The following is an 18,465-nucleotide window of genomic DNA, read 5'->3' on the forward strand; positions in this document are numbered from 1 at the left end:
AGACCGGCATCCCGGCTATGTAATCCTGTTACACTCGACCATCCGAGAGGGGATGCGCGCATGAGCTCCACCGCGAACGACGGCCTCCTGGTGGGGCTGCGCGAGATCGCCGACGTCGGCCGCGACGCGCAGCGCGGCGGGTACTCCCGGCACCTGTGGCAGTCCGCCGACCTCGAGCTGCGCGAGTGGTTCGCCGAGCGTGCAACCGCGCTGGGCCTCGACGTCGAGACCGACCGCAACGGCAACCTGTGGGCCTGGTGGGGCGAGCCCGGCGACGACGCGCTCGTCACCGGCAGTCACCTCGACTCCGTGCCCGGCGGCGGCCCCTTCGACGGACCCCTCGGCATCGAGACCGCCTTCCAGGCTGTGGAGCGACTGCGGCAGCGGGGCGTCGTGCCCCGGCGCCCCGTCGCCGTCGTGGCCTTCGCGGAGGAGGAGGGGTCGAGGTTCGGGGTGGCCTGCCTCGGCTCGCAGCTCATGACGGGTGCGATCTCTCCCGAGCGCGTCCGCGCGCTCCGCGACGCCGACGGTGTGACGTTCGCCGACGCCGCGCGCCGCGTCGGCTTCGACACGGCGCACCTCGGCCGCGACCCCGAAGCCCTCGCCCGGATCGGCGTCTTCCTCGAACTGCACGTCGAACAGGGGCGCGGGCTGATCGACCTCGGCGCTCCGGTCGCCATCGCCTCCCGCATCCTCGCGCACGGCCGCTGGACCCTCACCTTTCGGGGTCAGGGGAACCACGCCGGTGCGACGCTCATGTCCGACCGCGACGACCCGATGATCGCCGCGGCGCGCGCCGTGCTGGAGGTGCGAGAGGCCGCCCTTGCGATCCCCGGCTCGCGGGCGACCGTCGGGCGGCTCCTGGCCGTGCCGGGCGGCTCGAACGTCATCGCCTCGTCGGTCTCGCTCACCCTCGACGCCCGCGCCGCCTCGGACGAGGAGACCCGCGCGCTCGTGGCATCCATCGCCGACCGGGTGGCGGCGAGCGAGTTCGTCGAGAACTCGTGGAGCCCCGAGGTGCACTTCGATCAGGCGCTCGCTTCCCGCCTCACCGACGCCATCGGCGACGTGCCCGTGCTGCCGAGCGGCGCCGGCCACGATGCGGGCGTGCTGTCGCCGGCCGTGCCGACCGCCATGATCTTCGTGCGGAACCCCACCGGCGTCTCCCACGCCCCCGAGGAGTACGCGGAGCTCGACGACTGCCTCGCCGGGGTGGCCGCCCTGGAGAGCGTCGTGGGGAGCATGATCGCATGACCGTGTGGTGTCGCCGACTAGTGGTGAGCGGGCAGGTGCACGAGCGCGTGCGACTCGAGGCGGGCGCCGACGGTCGCGTGACCGCGGTGACGCCCGACACGGATGCCGCGACCGGCGACCTCGTGCTCGACACGGCGGTGCCCGGTTTCGCGAATGCGCACTCGCACGCCTTCCACCGCGCGCTGCGCGGCCGCACGCACGGCGACGGCGGCGACTTCTGGTCGTGGCGGGAGAAGATGTACCGCACGGCCGCGGCGCTCACCCCGGCGCGCTACGCCCTCCTCGCGCGTGCCGTCTTCGCCGAGATGGTCACCGCCGGCTTCACCGCGGTCGGCGAGTTCCACTACGTCCACCATCGACTCGGCGGACAGCCCTACGGAAGCGGGCCCGACGCCGGCGCCGAGCCCTCGCACGCCATGGAGCGGGCGGTCGCAGAGGCCGCCGAGGCGGTCGGCATCCGGCTCACCCTCCTCGACACGGCCTACCTCGCCGGCGGTGTCGGCCGTCCGCTCGCCCCCGAGCAGGCGCGCTTCGGCGACGCGGATGCCGAGGCCTACCTGCGACGGTGGCACGCGCTCGCCGGTGTCGTCCCGGCGGACGCCCTCGGTCTCGTGTCGATCGGCGCGGCGCTGCACTCCGTCCGCGGCGTCGCGCCCGACGACATCCGCACGATCGTCGCGGGGCTGCCGGACGGCATCCCCGTCCACGTGCACCTGTCGGAGCAGCCCCAGGAGAACGCCGACGCGCTCGCCGCCTACGGCCGCACGCCCACCGGCATCCTCGCCGACGCGGGCGCGCTCACCTCGCGGCTGAGCGTGGTCCACGCGACCCACCCGACCGCCGACGACATCGCCCTCCTGGGCGCGGCGGGGGTGTCGGTAGTCATGTGCCCGACGACGGAGGCCGACCTCGGCGACGGCATCGGTCCCGCCCGTGAGCTCCTCGACGCGGGAGCGACCCTCGCGCTCGGCTCCGATCAGAACGCCGTCGTCGATCCGCTGCGGGAGGTGAGCGGCCTGGAGATGCACGACCGGCTGCGGAGCCTCCGGCGCGGCCGGTTCGCTCTTCCGGAGCTCGCCGACGCCGCGAGCGCGGGCGGATACCGCTCGCTCGGCCACCGCCCGGCCGGGGCTGTCGGCGGGCCGCTCGACTTCGTCGAGATCGACACCGGCTCGGTGCGCACCGTCGGTGCCGAGCCGGCACAGCTGCTCCTGTGCGCCACGGCATCCGACGTCCGCCGCGTCGTCGTCGGCGGTCGCGTCGTCGCGAAGGCGGGCCGCCTCGCCGACGGGACCTCCCCCGCCGAGCTTCTCGCCACAGCACTCGCGGAGGTCGCCTCATGAGCCTGCTCCTCACCGGCATCGGTGAACTCACCACGAACGATCCCGAGCTCGGGCGACGGCACGATGCGGCCGTCGTGATCGACGACGGCCGCATCGCGTGGGTCGGCGACGCGGCGGCAGCACCGGCCGCCGACGAGCGCACCGACCTCCAGGGTGCGGCGGTGCTGCCGGGGTGGGTCGACACCCACAGTCACATCGTCTTCGCCGGCGACCGCTCCGCCGAGTTCGAGGCGCGCATGGCAGGGGAGCGGTACCGCGCCGGCGGCATCGCGCACACCGTCGCCGCGACGCGGGCGGCATCCGTCGACGACCTGCGAGAGACGGCGGGCGCCCTGCGGGCAGAGGCGCTGCGCGGGGGCACGACCTTCCTCGAGACGAAGACCGGGTACGGCCTCGACGTCGACAGCGAGGTGCGTTCGGCGCAGGTGGCACGCGAGGTCGCCGACACCGTGACGTTCCTCGGGGCGCACGTCGTGCCGGCGGGGGTCGATGCCGACGACTACGTCGCCCTCGTCACGGGCGACATGCTGCGTGCCGTCCGCCAGTACGTCGACGCGATCGACGTCTTCTGCGAAGAGGGAGCGTTCACGGTCGAGCAGTCGCGGGCCGTGCTGCACGCGGGACGAGAGGCCGGCCTCGCCCTGCGGGTGCACGGCAACCAGCTGGGACGGTCGGGCGGCGTCGCCCTCGCGGTCGAACTCGGCGCGCGCAGCGTCGATCACTGCAACCACCTCGACGCCGCCGACATCGCGGCCCTCGCCGCGTCGGAGACCGTCGCCACCTTCCTCCCCGCCTGCGACCTGTCCACGCGCGAGCCCTTCGGGCCGGCCCGGGAACTCCTGGATGCCGGAGGAGCGGTGGCGCTCGCGACCAACTGCAATCCGGGCACCTCGTTCACGACGTCGATGCAGTTCTGCGTCGCGACCGCCGTGCTCCAGATGCGGCTGACGATCGAGGAAGCGGTGCGCGCGGCAACGATCGTGCCGGCGCGATCAGTCGGTCGCGACGACATCGGCGTGATCCGCGTGGGCGCACGCGCCGATCTGCAGTCGCTCGCCGCTCCGGGGATCTCCCACCTGGCCTACCGACCCGGAGTTCCGCTCACCGACGGTGTGTGGCGAGCCGGATTCCGCGTCGTCTGATCCTGCGTCGGCAGATTCTCGTGACCGAACACGATCCCCGCACCCACGTCGCCACCGCACGGTCGGCGGCGCTGCTCGACGGCGCCGTCGAGCACCTGACGCGCGTCGGCATCGAGGACTTCACGCTCGCCCGCCTGGCCGCCGCCCTCGGCACGTCGAGCCGCATGCTCATCTATCACTTCGGATCGCGCGACGAACTGCTCGCCCGCGTGCAGCGCGAACTGCGCCACCGGGTGACGGCCGACCTGCGCGCTCGCCGCTTCGACACCCTCTCCGCCGCCGTGCGTGCCACGTGGGACTACTACGTCGCACGGTTGCCGCACATGCAGCTGTTCCACCATCTCGCTGCGCGCGCGTTCGAGAGTCCCGCGGACTTCACCGCTTTCACCGACACCGCGGTCTCGGAGTGGGAGGCGTTCTTCACCGAGGTGGCCGAGCGCGAGGGGTACGCGAAAGGAGAGGCCCGCGCGGCCGGGCGTCTTGCGCTCGCGGGGTTCCGTGGCCTCATCCAGGACCTGCTCCTCACGGGCGACCGTGACGAGCTCGAGGGCTCCATCGACCTGTTCGCCGACATGCTCGACGCACGAGCCGTCACGACAGGGTAGACTGGTCGAGGTTTCGTGTTGGTTCGTCCCCGATCTTTCGTGCTCATCGAAGAGCGGCGAGTGGGTTGATGATGGTTTTTCCCGAGGCCCTCCGTTCTCCCGACGCGGTCGCGTCCTCTCGAAAGTCCCCTCATCTCTTCTCTGTCCTTCTTTCCGTCCGTCACGTGGCGTCAGGCCGATCACGACCTCCACGTGGCGCACAGCGCCGGCGAATACGCCGGCTTCGTCGCGCACTCCCACACCGGCTGGGAAGCGCAGGGGAGCCGCGGTGAGGCGCTCGGCGCCTTCCCCTCCCTCGAGGCGGCCCGCGCGGCCGTCTCCGCATCGGTCGCCCTTCCGCGGGCGCGCCGCACCCCCTATCGTCCGCACCGGCTTCATCGGGGCGGCACGGCGGGCCGAGTTCACGGCCCACGTAACAAGAAGAGAGACACGATGGCCACTGGCACCGTGAAATGGTTCAACTCCGAGAAGGGCTATGGCTTCATCGCCCCCGACGACGGCACCGCCGACGTCTTCGCGCACTTCAGCGCGATCGCCGGCGACGGCTTCAAGGAACTCCGAGAGGCCCAGAAGGTCGAGTTCGACACTGAGGCGGGCTCCAAGGGCCCGCAGGCGGCGAACATCCGCGCCCTGTGATCCGCGGGTTCCGCCGACGCGACATCGTGCGCGTCGGCGGAACCTTCACCTCGCCGACCCTTGGTCTCACCTGACCATCCGCCCTGAGGTCGCCTTTCATGCCGCTACGGCCATGTCGACCCGCGTAGCGTGGGGGTAGCGAACGGCATCCGCCCTTGGCTTCGGGCCTTCGGGCCGCTCCGGCCTGCGGGTCCCGATCGTCAGGGCGCATCATCTCCTCCACTACCGTCTCCCCCTCCCGGCTCGGCCCCGTCCGCCAGACCTACGCCGGCACCGCGGAGTTCCCCCCGATGGCCCGCGCCTTCACCGACGTGTCCCAGGTCGTCCGGGAAACCGGTCTCCTGCGCCGCACACCGTGGTTCTACACGCTGGTCGGCACCGTGATCGCCCTCGGCTTCGCCGGCTGCATCACGGGCTTCATCCTGTTCGGGCACAGCTGGTTCCAGCTGCTCATCGCCGGTGCCCTCGGCATCCTGTTCACGCAGGTCGCCTTCCTCGGGCATGAGGCCGCTCACCGTCAGATCCTCACCTCCGGTCCCGCCAACGACCGCCTCGCCCGCGTGCTCGCCAACGGTGTCGTCGGCATGAGCTACTCCTGGTGGACCACCAAGCACACCCGCCACCACGCCAACCCCAACCGGGTCGGCAAAGATCCCGACATCGAAGTCGACACGATCTCCTTCCTCGACGAGGATGCCGCGCAGGCCCGCGGCCTGCGCCGTCTCCTGACGAAGAAGCAGGGCTGGCTGTTCTTCCCGCTCCTGACGCTGGAGGGTCTCAACCTCCACGCCATCGGCATCCGTCACCTGTTCAGCCGCGAGCCCGTCAAGGGCCGGTGGACCGAGATCGGGCTGATCGTCCTGCGCTTCTCGATCTTCACCGTGCCGGTGTTCGTCTTCCTCCCGCTGGGCATGGCGTTCGCCTTCCTCGGGGTGCAGCTCGCGGTCTTCGGCGTGTACATGGGCGCGTCGTTCGCGCCCAACCACAAGGGCATGCCGGTCATCGCCCCCGACGCCAAGCTCGACTTCTTCAGCAAGCAGGTGCGCACCTCGCGCAACATCGGCGGCGGCTGGTGGGCGACGTGGCTCATGGGCGGGCTGAACTACCAGATCGAGCACCACCTCTTCCCGAACATGCCGCGGCCGCACCTCGCGCGGGCGCGAGAGATCGTCCGCGACCAGTGCCGCACGCTCGGGGTGCCCTACACCGAGACGACGCTGTGGCGTTCGTACGCCATCGTCATCGCCTACCTCAACCGGGTCGGTCTCGCGGCGCGCGATCCGTTCGACTGCCCGATGGTCGCCTCCTACCGCCCGGCCTGATCGCATTGCCGGCGGCTGACTTCGCCGGCGTAACGGAGGAGATCCTCGCTGCGGAGTGGCGCTGACGGCATCCCGCCCTCCGTTGTGCAGATCGCCTCCGTTGTGCAGATCTTTCCGCCGGGCGATCAGCGGTCGGCGTCGCTCTTAGCGATCGGCGTCGGCCTCGGCGTCGGCTTCAGCGTCGCCCTCGGCTTCAGCGTCGCCCTCGGCTGCAGCGCCGGCGTCGGCTTCGGGCTGGCCGGGACCGGGGCCCGGTCGAGCCTGTGCGTCGGCGGCGATGTCGATGCGGGTGACGCCGTCGTGCTCCGAGATCAGGTAGTGCGACTCCGCGACCGGTGCCCCCTTGCTCTCGGGGCCCTCGTCGGTCGGCGCTGCTCGGTGGAGGGGGTCTTCCTGGCGATCGTGCATGGCATCCTCCCGTCGTCGGGGCCGACCTCGTCGCGGCCCGCGCTTCGACGATAAGACGCCCCGGCGGTCGGGTCGTCGGGGTTGACGTCCGACCTCGTGCGAAGTACCGGGCTTCGACGATGCCCTCCATCGCGGAGGTCGCTCACGCGGTGCGGAGCGACAGGTCGGGCGGCGCGGTCACCCCGAACTCGTCGCGCAGCGCGGTCAGCGCCGCGTACCAGCCCGACAGCCCGTGGACGCCCGGGCCGGGCGCGGTCGACGACGAGCACAGGTACAGGCCGCGCACCGGAGTACGCCACGGGGACGACCGGAGGACGGGGCGGCGGAACAACTGAGCGAGGTCGGGGGAGCCCGCGGCGATGTCGCCGCCGGGATAGTTGGGGTTGTGCTGGGCGAGATCGTCGGCGGTCCGGCTCGCCGTCGCGAGGATCGTGTCGCGGAAGCCGGGGGCGAACCGTTCGATCTGCGCGATGACGGCCGCCGTGCGATTCTCGCGCGACCCCGCGGGCACGTGGGTGTACGCCCACAGGGTGTGGCGACCGGCGGGCGCCCGCGTGGGGTCGAACAGCGACGGCTGCGAGACCAGCACGTACGGCGACGCCGGATGGATGCCACGGGCCACCTCATGCTCGCCGGCGGCGATCTCGGCACGGGTGCCGCCGAGATGGAGCGTCGGCGCGTCGCGGAGAGCGGGGTCTCGCCACGGCACGGGCTCGGAGAGTGCGAAGTCGACCTTCGCCGCCGCGTTTCCGTAGCGGAAGCGGGTGAGGGCGCGCGCGTAACCCCGGGGCAGGGCATCACCCGCGATCGTGCGCAGCGCCCGCGGTGTCACGTCGAGCAGGCGCACCCGAGCCGTCGGCAGGGCGCGCAGGTCGTTCACGTCGTGCGCGGTCACCAGTTCGCCGCCGTGCGCGAGGAAGTCCTGCACGAGCGCGTCGACGATGGCCTGACTGCCGCCTACCGGAAGCGGCCATCCGCGCCCGTGAGCGTAGGCCGCGAGCGCCAGGCCGGCACCCGCGGCGGCGAGGCTCGGCAGCGGGAGGATGGCGTGCGTGCTGGCCCCGGCGAGCAGGGCGGGAGCGGCATCCTCGCGGAACCGCGCGCCCCACAGGCGCGTGCCTTGCTCGAAGGAGCGGGCGGCCAGTCGCGCCGCGGTCACGGGATGCCGCGGCACGCGGAGCAGCGGACTGCCCGTCGTCGCGGCGACCGCCGAGGAGCGGCGGGCGAGGGGGCCGAGAAGCCGGGCGTAGGCGCGCCCGTCGCGGCCGAGCGCGTCGGCGGTTCGCGCCAGGTCGCGGTAGGCGATGGCGGAGGAATCGTCGAGCGGATGCGCGAACGAGACGTCGGTGGTGATGAGCGAGATGCGGCGGTCGAGCGCGAACGCGCGGAAGAAGGCGGATTCGACCGCGAGCGGGTGGACCGCCGAGCACACGTCGTGGCGGAAGCCGGGCAGCGTGAGCTCGGCCGTCGCCGCGCCGCCGCCGGCGACGGGCGCCCTCTCGAACAGGATCGTCCGCAGTCCCGCCCGGGCCAGCGTGACCGCGGCAGCGAGACCGTTGGGTCCGGCGCCGACGATCACGGCGTCGTACGCCGTCGACCCGGCGTTCGGGTGCCGCGCGTTGCGTGCCATCTCCGCCCCTCCGGCGATCGGGTGCACTGTCCTCTCGACGGTAGACGACGGCAGGGTGGCGAGACGGAGGGATTGCCGGGTGGGCGTGGATGCCGTAGCGCGCGTCGAGCGCGGCTCGTCGTGACGGTGTGCGCGCGGTGACGGAGAATGGCTCCATGTCGACCGACGAGACGGCCGTGCTCGACGCGATCATCGCCGAGCTGTACGCCGTCGTGCCTGCCGACTTCGTCGCCGCCCGCACCCGCCGCGCGAAGGAGTCCGAACCCGCTCTCGCTCGGCAGGTGGCGAAGGTGCGCAAGCCCGTCGTGTCGGCGTGGGCCGTCGACCTCCTGGCCCGCGAGGGCCGCCTCGCCGACGCGTTGGAGCTCGGAGCCGCCTTGCGCGAGGCGCAGGGCGAGCTCGATGCGGCCGAGCTCGCGCGTCTCGGTCGGCAGCGACGGCAGCTCGTCGCGGCGCTCGCCCGCACGGCCGTCGACCTCGCGGCTGCCGCAGGGGTGAGCGTCAGCGCCGCCGCGCAGTCCGACATCGAGGCGACCCTGAACGCCGCGCTGATCCACGCCGACGCCGCCGCGGCCGTCGCCACGGCGCGCCTGGCCGCACCGCTCGACCCATCGGGCGACGTCGACCTCGCCGACGCGGTGAGCGGCTCCGTTCCCGACGCCGGGCAGGACGACCCGGCATCCCGCGACCTTCCCGACGACGAGCTCGCGGAACGTCGCGCACGGCGTGAGGCGGAACGGGCGGCGCGCCAGGCCGAGCGCGACCTCGAGCGCGCCGAACGCGACAGCGCGAAGGCGCTCGAGCAGCGCGAGCGCGCGCAGGAACGCGCCGACCGTCTCCGCCAGCGCGCGGAGGCCCTGCGCGCCGACCTCGAGCGCGCCGAGCGCGATGCGGCCGAGGCGGAGGCCGAGCTCGAAGAGCTCGGCGAGGCCGCGTCCCGGGCAGCCGGCGAGGCCCGGACGGCGGCACGCCGAGCGGCATCCGCGCGGGCCGCTCTCTCGTGAGGCGCCCCTCCGGCCTCACCGTCCGCTGACCGGTACGCGTAACCGCTGCATCCGGCAAACGCAAGGCCATCCCTCGCATCCAGGATCCGCGGGTACCGTTGAGGGAGGCAGTCGAAAGGAGTGCTGACCATGCCTTTTCGCAGTCGAGAGACTCTCGAGCGCTGGCTCACGGAGTTCCACGACGCCCGTGGTGCGGGCGACCTGATTCGAGTGGTCGTGCAAGACGGCACCGAAGGTGCGGACACCGGACTCGTGGTCGTGCCCCTCCAGAACGCGACCGTCTCCGTCTTCATGGAGCCCATCGATATCGGCGATGCCCGCTGGCGCATCACGATCGAGCCGCAGCCCGACACGACGATCCTCAGCAGCCATCAACTGCACGGCATGGCCGTCGAGCTGCAGGTTGCAGCGGAACTGTGCGCCTTCCTCGAGGCCAAGTCGGTCGGCCACGAGGAATCCGCCCACGAGGAGACCGCTTCGGAGGCCTGACCGCGGGACACTCACTCCGGGCTCCTCGGTTCTCCGCGAATCAACACCCTCCACACGAGACGACAACACCCACAAGCACGGTGACTTTGTCCCCCGAAAAGCCGACTGCCGGCGGGTGGCGTCACTTGTTAGCGTCGGAGTCATGACCACCACAGAACAGACGACGGTGACGCGCGCCACCGGGCACGGCCTCGGCATCGCGTCGCTGGTCCTCGCGATCGCGACACCCGTCGCGGCGGTCATCGCGCTGATCTGGGCGGGCGTCACTCCGGGGATGGGCGCGCTGGGCGTCGCGATCCTCGGCCTCTATGCCGTGGGCACGATCGCCGTCGTCGCGGTGGTCGTCGGACTCATCTCGCTCGTGGTGTCCAAGCCGAACAACCTCGCGAAGGTGTCCCTGCTGCTGATCGGGGCGACGGCCATCGTGCTGCTCATGCTCGTCTTCCCGCCGAGCCTCTGGTTCGGCTGAGTCAGAGCCGGTTGCCGGCCTCGGTCAGCACCGAACGCAGGATCTGCTCGATCTCCGTGAACTCCGCGGGCCCGATGGTGAGCGGCGGAGCGAGCTGGATGACAGGGTCGCCGCGGTCGTCGGCCCGGCAGTAGAGCCCCGCTTCGTACAGGGCGCCGGAGAGGAACCCGCGCAGCAGCCGCTCGGACTCGTCGTCGTCGAAGGTCTCCTTCGTCGCCTTGTCCTTGACGAGTTCGATCCCGAAGAAGTACCCGTCGCCGCGGACGTCGCCGACGATCGGCAGGTCGGTGAGGCGTTCGAGCGTCGAGCGGAACACGGGGGAGTTCTCGCGCACGTTCTGCAGCAGGCCCTCCTCCTCGAAGATGTCGAGGTTGGCCAGCGCGACGGCGGATGCCACGGGGTGCCCCGCGAAGGTGTACCCGTGGGGGAAGGAGACGTCGCCCTTCGTGAACGGCTCGTAGATGCGGTCGCTGACGATCGTGCCGCCGAGGGGGACGTAGCCGCTCGTGACGGCCTTCGCGAAGGTGATCATGTCGGGCTCGTAGCCGTACGCGTCACAGGCGAAGTACTCGCCGATACGACCGAACGCGCAGATGACCTCGTCGCTGACGAGGAGCACGTCGTAGCGGTCGCAGATCTCCCGCACGCGCTGGAAGTACCCCGGCGGCGGGGGGAAGCAGCCCCCGGAGTTCTGCACGGGCTCGAGGAACACCGCGGCGACGGTGTCGGGGCCCTCGAACTGGATCATCTCCTCGATGCGGTCGGCCGCCCAGACGCCGAACTCCTCCGGCGTCGATCCGGTGAAGCCCTGCTCTGCGGCGCGGTAGTAGTTCGTGTTCGGCACCCGGAACCCGCCCGGCGCGACCGGCTCGAACATGGCCTTCATCCCGGGGAGCCCCGTGATGGCGAGCGCCCCGTGGGGTGTGCCGTGGTAGGCGATGAACCGCGAGATGACCTTGTGCTTGCCCGGCTTGCCCTGCAGCTTCCAGTAGTGCTTCGCGAGCTTGAACGCGGTCTCCACCGCCTCCCCGCCGCCGGTGGAGAAGAAGACGTGGTTGAGGTCGCCGGGGGCGAGGTCGGCGAGCCGGTCGGCGAGTTCGATCGCTGAGGGGTGCGCATACGACCAGATGGGGAAGAAGGCGAGCTTCTCGGCCTGGGCGGCGGCGGTCTCGGCGAGCACCCGGCGCCCGTGCCCGGCGTTGACGACGAACAGCCCGGAGAGCCCGTCGATGTACCGCTTGCCCGCGGCATCCCAGATGTGATGGCCTTCGCCGCGCTCGATGATCGGCACGCCGCGTTCCATCGTGGACTGCCGCGAGAAGTGCATCCACAGGTGGTCTTTCGCCATCTGTTGGAGCTCGGCCTCGGTCCGCTGCGCACCCGTCATGACCCGAACCTACTCGCGCGACCGTGCCGCGTTCACGCTCGGACCGTCGAAATCACACGAAGTGCGCGGGGGAACGGTCGCGGCGCACAGTTCGTGCGATCTCGGTCCGCCCGGCGGGGGAGGATGGAGGCATGAGCCGCACATTCGTCGTCACGGGAGCCGGGTCGGGCATCGGCGCCGTCCTCGCTCGCCGCCTCCTCGGTCGCGGAGACCGACTCGTCCTGATCGCGCGGGATGCCGCTCGCGGCGATGCCCTCCGGGCGGAGCTCCCCGGCAGCTCGATGATCGTGGCAGATCTCGCCGATCCGGACGCCCTCGCGGACGCTGTGGCCGTGGCCGACCTCCCGGATGCCGTCGACGGGATCGTGCATGCGGCGGGGGTCGTCGAGCTCGGCACGGTCGAGCAGCTCCCGGTGTCGGCGTGGACGGCGCAGCTCGCCGTGAACCTCGTCGCCCCCGCCGAGCTCACGCGGCTGCTTCTCCCTCGCGTGCGCGCGGCGCGCGGGCAGGTGCTCTTCGTCAACTCCGGGGCGGGGCTCACCGCCCATCCGGAGTGGAGCGCCTACGCGGCCAGCAAGCACGGCCTGCGGGCGCTCGCCGACGCCCTTCGCGGCGAGGAGGCTGCGCACGGCGTGCGGGTCACGAGCGTCTACCCCGGACGGACGGCGACGCCGATGCAGGAGAAGGTGCACGAACAGGAGGGCGCCGCTTACGACCCGTCCCGCTTCATCGATGCCGAGTCGGTGGCGGCCGCCGTGCTCGCCGCCCTCGACGCCACCCCCGACGCGACGCTGACCGACATCACGGTGCGTCCCGGCCCCCGCTGACCTGGTGCCGCCGGGCTGAAACGGCAGCTCCGCGTCGTCACGCGGAGCGCGGCATGCACTAGTGTCCCGTCAGGACATGCAGACGGCGCACCGGAGCGCTGTCGCGGAGGGGATGCCATGAGCGATTTCGGTTCCACGACACCGATCCACCTCGAGCGCAGCGAGGGCAAGGGGCTCGCCGCCGGCACGCTGGGCCTGTGGGGGTCGACCGTCATCGGCCTCGCGTCGACCGCGCCGGTGTACTCGCTCGTGGCGACGCTCGGCTTCGTCGTCCTCGCTGTCGGGGCGCAGGCGCCGATCGCCTTCGTCATCGCGTTCGTGCCGATGCTCTTCATCGCCTTCGCGTATCGCGAGCTCAACAACGCCGTCCCCGACTGCGGCACGACCTTCACGTGGGGTACGAAGGCCTTCGGCCCGTGGGTCGGCTGGATGGGCGGCTGGGGCGTGGCCGTGGCGGGCATGGTCGTGCTCGCCAACCTGGCACAGATCGCGTCGATCTACTTCTGGGATCTGTTCGGGCTGGAGTTCGAGAACAACGACTGGCGGGTCCTGCTGGTCGCCGTGATCTTCATCGCGGCGATGACCTACGTCAGTTGGCGCGGGGTGGAGATCGGCGAACGTATCCAGAACGTGCTCCTCGGCATCCAGTACCTCGCGCTCGGCGTCTTCGTGGTCGCCGCGCTCTGGCAGTTCTTCTCGGGCACCGCCCCGAACCCGACCCCGTTCGAGTGGGGGTGGCTCAACCCGTTCGGCTTCACGGACTGGGGCGGGTTCACCGAGGCGATCCTGCTGGCGCTGTTCATCTACTGGGGCTGGGACACCTGCCTCGCCCTCAACGAGGAGACGAAGGACCCGAAGCGCATCCCCGGGCGGGCGGCGCTCCTCACGTGCGTGCTCCTGCTCTTCACCTACGTCGCGGTGACGATCGCCGCGATGATGTACGCGGGGCTCGGCGAAGACGGCGTCGGCCTCGGCAACGAGGCGAACGCGGATGACTTCTTCCTCGCGATCAAAGACGGCCTGCTCGGGCCGTGGGGCTGGCTGCTGGTGGTGGCGGTGCTGATCTCGGCGGTGTCCTCGACCCAGACGACCATCCTCCCCACGGCGCGCGGCACCCTCGCGATGGGCGTCTACCGCGCCCTGCCGGCGCGCTTCAAGGACGTGCACCCCCGGTTCAAGACGCCGTCGTTCTCCACGCTCGTGATGGGCGTCGTGGCATCCCTGTACTACCTCGGGATGTCGCTCATCAGCGACAACATCCTGCAGGACTCGATCCTGTCGCTGGGCCTCGCGATCGCGTTCTACTACGCGATCACCGGCTTCGCGTGCGTCTGGTACTTCCGGAAGGACCTCTTCACGTCGGCGCGGAACGTCGTGTACCGCCTGGTGCTGCCGCTGCTCGGCGCCCTCATGCTGACCTACGCGTTCGTGCAGTCGGCGATCGACATGTGGGACGTCGACTACGGCTACACCGTGCTCTTCGGCATCGGCGGGACGTTCGTCATCGGCATCGGCGCGCTCCTGGTGGGCGTCGTCCTGATGTTCGTGTGGTTCCTCTTCCCGCGGTCGAAGCCGTTCTTCCAGGGGAAGAGCCTCAACCGCGACACCGAGGTCATGGTGCCCGACGAGCCCGAGGTCTACACCCGGTCGATCGACGGCGGCCTGTGACCGCGGACGACGCGGCGCACGCGCACCGACGCGCGGGCGGTGCGAGCCGGCCGGGGGGTGTCGGCCCGGCGGTCTTCCTCGACCACCGCGCCGCGCAGATCTGAGGTGACTCCGCGCCCCGATGCGGCTGATCGCGCCGTGGCGGGTCGGCGGGTCGCGACGATCCGTCGGCGCGATCGCGCGTCGGAGGTGACGGGGCGCCGGCGGCGGCTTCCCCGGGCGATGCTGTCGTGCGCGGCGGCGCGGACCGCCTCCGCCTCGATGTCGACGTCGACGTCGAGGGAGGTGATCGTCGGAGCCGTCACGCCGAGGCGGCGCACGGCCCGCTCGAGCAGGTGCACCCACGAGAGCACGCCACCGAAGGCGAGCACCTCGAAGGCCGCGAGGTTCAGGATGCCGACGAACATCAGCGTGATGCCGACCACGAGCACCACGACGGCGGTGAGGGCGTAACGCGGCAGGAGACGCGGCAGTTCCGGCAGGGTCTTGCGGCTGACGATGACCAGTCCGAGGAAGCTGAGCATGACCCCGTTCGCGGCGCGGTCGTGGGCGAACTCGTTGAGGGTCAGCGGGATCATGCCGATGAGTGCGAGGCAGAGACCCAGGGTGACCAGCAGCGGCGGCAGGAGACGAGCAGCGCGGGCGTCGGCGACGCGACCCTCGGAGAGCGCGGTCGCGAGGTTGACCGCGAGCGGGATGCCGGCGGCGGCGATCACGAGACCGCTGATGACGACGCCGGTGTTGAAGGTGTAGCCTGACGCGTCGGCGAAGGTTCCGAGGCGGCTGAAGTGCAGATGCCACCACACGGGGTCGGTCGTGGTGAGCGCGGCGATGAGGATGCCGAGGCACAGAACAGCGGCGCCCCACATGGCAGAGGGGCGCGGTGCACGGGCAGGGATCGAGAATCGCCGCACGGTCACGTGCGGTTCGGGTAGGGCGAAGCTCGAGGACATCGGGGCCTCTTCGTCATGCTCCGAGAGGGGATCCCCAGCTGCTGCAATCCCGTCCGGACGGTTGTCGGACTCGACCTCCCGAGGGAGCTCGAGTGAGTCATACTCGAATCTACGCAATTTTTCGTTTCGAGTTTGTCCCCCGAATGGGGGACATGTATTGTGTCATCAGCGCCGGCCACCGGGGGGAGGTTCGGCGCCCCAGACGGATCTCGGGGGGACTGGGGTCACAACGTCACCGTTTGGGAAAAACGACGAGAAAGGTTCCCCTCAGGAGTGGTCATCAGAGCGATGGCTCCTGAGGGGAACCTGGATCGCGGCGCCTAGAGCCATTTGGGGGAATGGCCGCAGGTGGAGCTGGGGGGCATCCGTTGCGGGCGCGCATGCGTTCCGCAGTCAGACTACCTTGTCTACCTGGGAAATTCATCGTCTGAGCGCGCCGGGGCGCCCTTCTTCGTCTTCCGACACCCCGGAAGCGCTCTCAACCGGCACGATGGGACGATGACCGCCTCGTCCGGGCCTACCGCCGCTGCTCTGCTGGCATCCGCGCGCACGCGGCTGGCGGGCACGTCGCGAGAGGCACTGGGCGACTGGGCGTCGAATCGTCGGCTGCTCGGCTTCGGCCGCGCGCCCCGCATCGTCCACGTGGGTGACGTATGGCACCTCGGTGTCCTCCTTCTCGGCGAATCCGCCGTCTACGCGACCGGCGAGGTGCTGCGCGCGCGAGAAGACGTCGTCCGGGGCTTCACGGCGCAGTCGCAACGCGAGCGCGCCGAACGTGCCGCCGCCGCCTTCCGCGGCGGATTTCCCGACGGCGCGACGGTGCACGTCGGCTGGACGGAGCTCGACGTCGCGGCGGTCGACGCGGGAGGCCGATCGGGACCCCTGTGCGGTGCCGACGGCATCCCCACGGTGCGCTGGAGCGCGGCCGCGGCTCCGCGCGCATTGGCGGACTATCTCGACGATCTGCTGACGCTCGCGGGCCGGTGACAGCGGGGTCGGATATCGGGTCGTCCGGCGCTTCCCTCATGCACGGGCCACCGTGCCGTGTCAACGGTCGGGACCTCGTTCCTGGCTGTCCGCCGGGCGGCGTAATGTTGCGTCGAGGAGGTTCACATGCAGGTATGGCCGGGAGCCCCCTATCCCCTCGGGGCGACGTTCGACGGTAACGGAACGAACTTCGCACTGTTCAGCGAGGGTGCAGAGCGTGTCGAGCTCTGCCTGTTCGACGACGACGGCAGCGAGACGCGCGTCGAGCTGCGCGACGTCGATGCGTACGTGTGGCACGCGTACCTGCCCACGATCCAGCCGGGGCAGCGCTACGGCTATCGCGTGCACGGGCCCGACGACCCCGAGAACGGATGCCGGTTCAACCCGAGCAAGCTTCTCCTCGACCCCTACGCGAAAGCCGTCGACGGCGAGATCGAGTGGGGACAGGCCGTCTTCGGCTACACCTTCGGCGACCCCGACTCCCACAACGACGAGGATTCCGCCCCGCACATGATGAAGGGCGTCGTCGTCAATCCGTACTTCGACTGGGCGGGCGACCGGCTGCCGAAGACGCCGTACGCGGAGTCGGTCATCTACGAAGCGCACGTCAAGGGCCTCACGCAGCTGCACCCGGAGATCCCCGAGGAGATCCGCGGCACCTACAGCGCGATCGGGCACCCGGTCGTCATCGAGCACCTCAAGAAGCTCGGGGTCACCGCGATCGAGCTCATGCCCGTGCACCAGTTCGTCAACGACTCGACGCTGCAGGAGAAGGGCCTCTCGAACTACTGGGGCTACAACACGATCGCCTTCTTCGCCCCGCACAACACCTACACGGCACTCGGCCAGCGCGGTCAGCAGGTGCAGGAGTTCAAGGGCATGGTGCGCGCGCTCCACGCAGCCGGCATCGAGGTCATCCTCGACGTCGTCTACAACCACACCGCCGAGGGCAACCACCTGGGTCCGACGCTGTCGATGAAGGGCATCGACAACCTCGCGTACTACCGGCTCGAAGACGACGACAAGCGGTACTACACCGACTACACGGGCACCGGCAACAGCCTCAACGTCGGCAACCCGCACACCCTGCAGCTCATCATGGACTCGCTGCGGTACTGGGTGCTCGAGATGCACGTCGACGGCTTCCGCTTCGACCTGGCCGCCACGCTGGCGCGCGAGTTCTACGAGGTCGACCGCCTCGCCGCCTTCTTCGAGCTCGTGCAGCAGGATCCGGTGGTGTCGCAGGTCAAGCTCATCGCCGAGCCGTGGGACATCGGCCCCGGCGGCTACCAGGTGGGCAACTTCCCGCCGCAGTGGACCGAGTGGAACGGCAAGTACCGCGACACCGTGCGCGACTTCTGGCGCGGCGAGCCCTCGACGCTGGGCGAGTTCGCCTCCCGTCTCACGGGCTCGGCAGACCTCTACGAGCACTCCGGCCGACGGCCCGTGGCATCCATCAACTTCGTCACGGCCCACGACGGCTTCACGCTGCGCGACCTCGTGTCGTACAACGAGAAGCACAACGACGCCAACGGCGAGAACGGCAACGACGGCGAGTCCCACAACCGGTCCTCCAACAACGGCGCCGAAGGTCCCACCGACGACCCCGAGATCCTCACGCGCCGCGCACGGCAGCAGCGGAACTTCCTCGCGACGCTGCTGCTCAGCCAGGGTGTGCCGATGATCAGCCACGGCGACGAACTCGGCCGCACGCAGGGCGGCAACAACAACGGGTACGCGCAGGACAACGAGGTGACATGGGTCGACTGGACATCGGTCGACCAGCCGCTCATCGAGTTCACCGCCGCCCTCGCGCGGCTGCGCCGGGAGCACCCGACGTTCCGCCGGAGCCGGTTCTTCAACGGTCGCCCGGTGCGCCGCGAGGAGGGGGCACCGATCCCCGACATCGCCTGGGTGCGCCCCGACGGCACGCAGATGCAGCCGGAAGACTGGGACTCCGGGTTCGGCCGGGCCGTCGGAGTGTTCTTCAACGGCGACGGTATTCGCGAGCGTGATCGCCGCGGAGAGGAGATCCACGACCGGCACTTCTTCCTGCTCTTCAACGCGGGCGATGAGACGGTCGACTTCACCCTCCCCGACGTCGAGTCCAGTCCGCGGTGGGAGGTGCTCATCGACACGTCCGGTGAGCGCGCCGACACCGAACCGCTCGCCGCGGGCGAGGTCGTCGGCCTCCAGGCGAAGACGCTCATCGTCCTGTGCGACCACGAAGAGGCCGAGCCCGAGGTCGACCACTCGGTCGCGGCATCGCTGGCCGCGCGCACGGGCGCGATCGACACCGTGGCATCCCCGGCTCCCCAGGCCGAACTGCCCCGCTGACCGA

The 18,465-nt window shown here is 70.8% G+C and carries 17 protein-coding genes; 13 read left to right on the forward strand and 4 right to left on the reverse strand.

Annotated elements, in window-relative coordinates:
- The first annotated feature begins 60 nt into the window (after positions 1-60).
- From ACSQ18_RS01680 to ACSQ18_RS01705, 6 genes are all read left to right on the forward strand, one after another.
- Positions 61-1,254, forward strand: a complete 1,194-nt coding sequence (locus tag ACSQ18_RS01680) for an allantoate amidohydrolase (protein WP_436035325.1) — start codon at positions 61-63, stop codon at positions 1,252-1,254.
- A complete protein-coding gene (locus ACSQ18_RS01685) occupies positions 1,251-2,597 on the forward strand; it encodes a formimidoylglutamate deiminase (RefSeq protein WP_436035326.1) in 1,347 nt (448 codons plus the stop codon). The genes ACSQ18_RS01680 and ACSQ18_RS01685 overlap by 4 nt, the downstream gene beginning before the upstream one ends.
- Positions 2,594-3,739, forward strand: a complete 1,146-nt coding sequence (gene hutI / locus ACSQ18_RS01690) for an imidazolonepropionase (RefSeq protein ID WP_436035327.1) — start codon at positions 2,594-2,596, stop codon at positions 3,737-3,739. The genes ACSQ18_RS01685 and hutI overlap by 4 nt, the downstream gene beginning before the upstream one ends.
- Positions 3,740-3,759: 20 nt before the next feature.
- The gene (locus tag ACSQ18_RS01695; protein ID WP_436035328.1) at positions 3,760-4,344 is read left to right on the forward strand and encodes a TetR/AcrR family transcriptional regulator; all 585 of its coding nucleotides are present in this window, start codon (positions 3,760-3,762) and stop codon (positions 4,342-4,344) included.
- Positions 4,345-4,776: 432 nt separating this feature from the next.
- Complete coding sequence (locus tag ACSQ18_RS01700; protein WP_301039184.1) at positions 4,777-4,980, forward strand: cold-shock protein; 204 nt, start codon at positions 4,777-4,779, stop codon at positions 4,978-4,980.
- 290 nt (positions 4,981-5,270) lie between these two features.
- The gene (locus ACSQ18_RS01705; RefSeq protein WP_436035329.1) at positions 5,271-6,302 is read left to right on the forward strand and encodes a fatty acid desaturase family protein; all 1,032 of its coding nucleotides are present in this window, start codon (positions 5,271-5,273) and stop codon (positions 6,300-6,302) included.
- Positions 6,303-6,446: 144 nt separating this feature from the next.
- Here the strand turns inward: ACSQ18_RS01705 and ACSQ18_RS01710 are convergent, their stop codons facing one another.
- Together ACSQ18_RS01710 and ACSQ18_RS01715 are read right to left on the reverse strand one after the other, a co-directional pair.
- The gene (locus tag ACSQ18_RS01710) at positions 6,447-6,710 is read right to left on the reverse strand and encodes a hypothetical protein (RefSeq protein WP_436035330.1); all 264 of its coding nucleotides are present in this window, start codon (positions 6,708-6,710) and stop codon (positions 6,447-6,449) included.
- Between the two features lie 142 nt (positions 6,711-6,852).
- Entirely contained in the window at positions 6,853-8,340 is a 1,488-nt protein-coding gene (locus ACSQ18_RS01715; RefSeq protein WP_436035331.1) for a phytoene desaturase family protein, read from the reverse strand.
- 155 nt (positions 8,341-8,495) lie between these two features.
- Here ACSQ18_RS01715 and ACSQ18_RS01720 point away from each other — a divergent pair, with 155 nt between their 5' ends.
- The 3 genes from ACSQ18_RS01720 (at position 8,496) to ACSQ18_RS01730 (ending at position 10,302) form a co-directional block, all read left to right on the forward strand.
- Positions 8,496-9,344, forward strand: coding sequence for a transposase (locus tag ACSQ18_RS01720; RefSeq protein WP_436035332.1), 849 nt, complete (start codon positions 8,496-8,498; stop codon positions 9,342-9,344).
- A 129-nt stretch (positions 9,345-9,473) separates the two neighbouring features.
- Positions 9,474-9,833, forward strand: a complete 360-nt coding sequence (locus tag ACSQ18_RS01725; protein WP_436035333.1) for a hypothetical protein — start codon at positions 9,474-9,476, stop codon at positions 9,831-9,833.
- A 142-nt stretch (positions 9,834-9,975) separates the two neighbouring features.
- Positions 9,976-10,302 carry a hypothetical protein gene (locus ACSQ18_RS01730; protein WP_436035334.1) on the forward strand — a complete coding sequence of 109 codons (327 nt, stop codon included), beginning with the start codon at positions 9,976-9,978 and terminating at the stop codon, positions 10,300-10,302.
- A 1-nt stretch (position 10,303) separates the two neighbouring features.
- Here ACSQ18_RS01730 and ACSQ18_RS01735 read toward each other — a convergent pair whose 3' ends face one another.
- A complete protein-coding gene (locus tag ACSQ18_RS01735) occupies positions 10,304-11,689 on the reverse strand; it encodes an aspartate aminotransferase family protein (protein ID WP_436035335.1) in 1,386 nt (461 codons plus the stop codon).
- A gap of 131 nt (positions 11,690-11,820) precedes the next feature.
- Here ACSQ18_RS01735 and ACSQ18_RS01740 point away from each other — a divergent pair, with 131 nt between their 5' ends.
- The gene (locus ACSQ18_RS01740; RefSeq protein WP_436035336.1) at positions 11,821-12,516 is read left to right on the forward strand and encodes an SDR family oxidoreductase; all 696 of its coding nucleotides are present in this window, start codon (positions 11,821-11,823) and stop codon (positions 12,514-12,516) included.
- Positions 12,517-12,633: 117 nt separating this feature from the next.
- Positions 12,634-14,184, forward strand: coding sequence for an APC family permease (locus ACSQ18_RS01745; RefSeq protein WP_436035337.1), 1,551 nt, complete (start codon positions 12,634-12,636; stop codon positions 14,182-14,184).
- Here ACSQ18_RS01745 and ACSQ18_RS01750 read toward each other — a convergent pair.
- The gene (locus ACSQ18_RS01750; RefSeq protein ID WP_436035338.1) at positions 14,154-15,137 is read right to left on the reverse strand and encodes a DUF998 domain-containing protein; all 984 of its coding nucleotides are present in this window, start codon (positions 15,135-15,137) and stop codon (positions 14,154-14,156) included. The genes ACSQ18_RS01745 and ACSQ18_RS01750 overlap by 31 nt on opposite strands.
- A gap of 498 nt (positions 15,138-15,635) precedes the next feature.
- Between ACSQ18_RS01750 and ACSQ18_RS01755 the strand changes: the two genes are divergently transcribed.
- Entirely contained in the window at positions 15,636-16,124 is a 489-nt protein-coding gene (locus ACSQ18_RS01755) for a glutaminase (protein WP_436035339.1), read from the forward strand.
- A gap of 126 nt (positions 16,125-16,250) precedes the next feature.
- The gene (glgX, locus tag ACSQ18_RS01760) at positions 16,251-18,461 is read left to right on the forward strand and encodes a glycogen debranching protein GlgX (protein ID WP_436035340.1); all 2,211 of its coding nucleotides are present in this window, start codon (positions 16,251-16,253) and stop codon (positions 18,459-18,461) included.
- Positions 18,462-18,465 lie beyond the last annotated feature (4 nt).

Origin of the sequence: Microbacterium sp. LjRoot45 (assembly GCF_964253325.1) — a bacterium.
Taxonomy (GTDB): domain Bacteria; phylum Actinomycetota; class Actinomycetes; order Actinomycetales; family Microbacteriaceae; genus Microbacterium.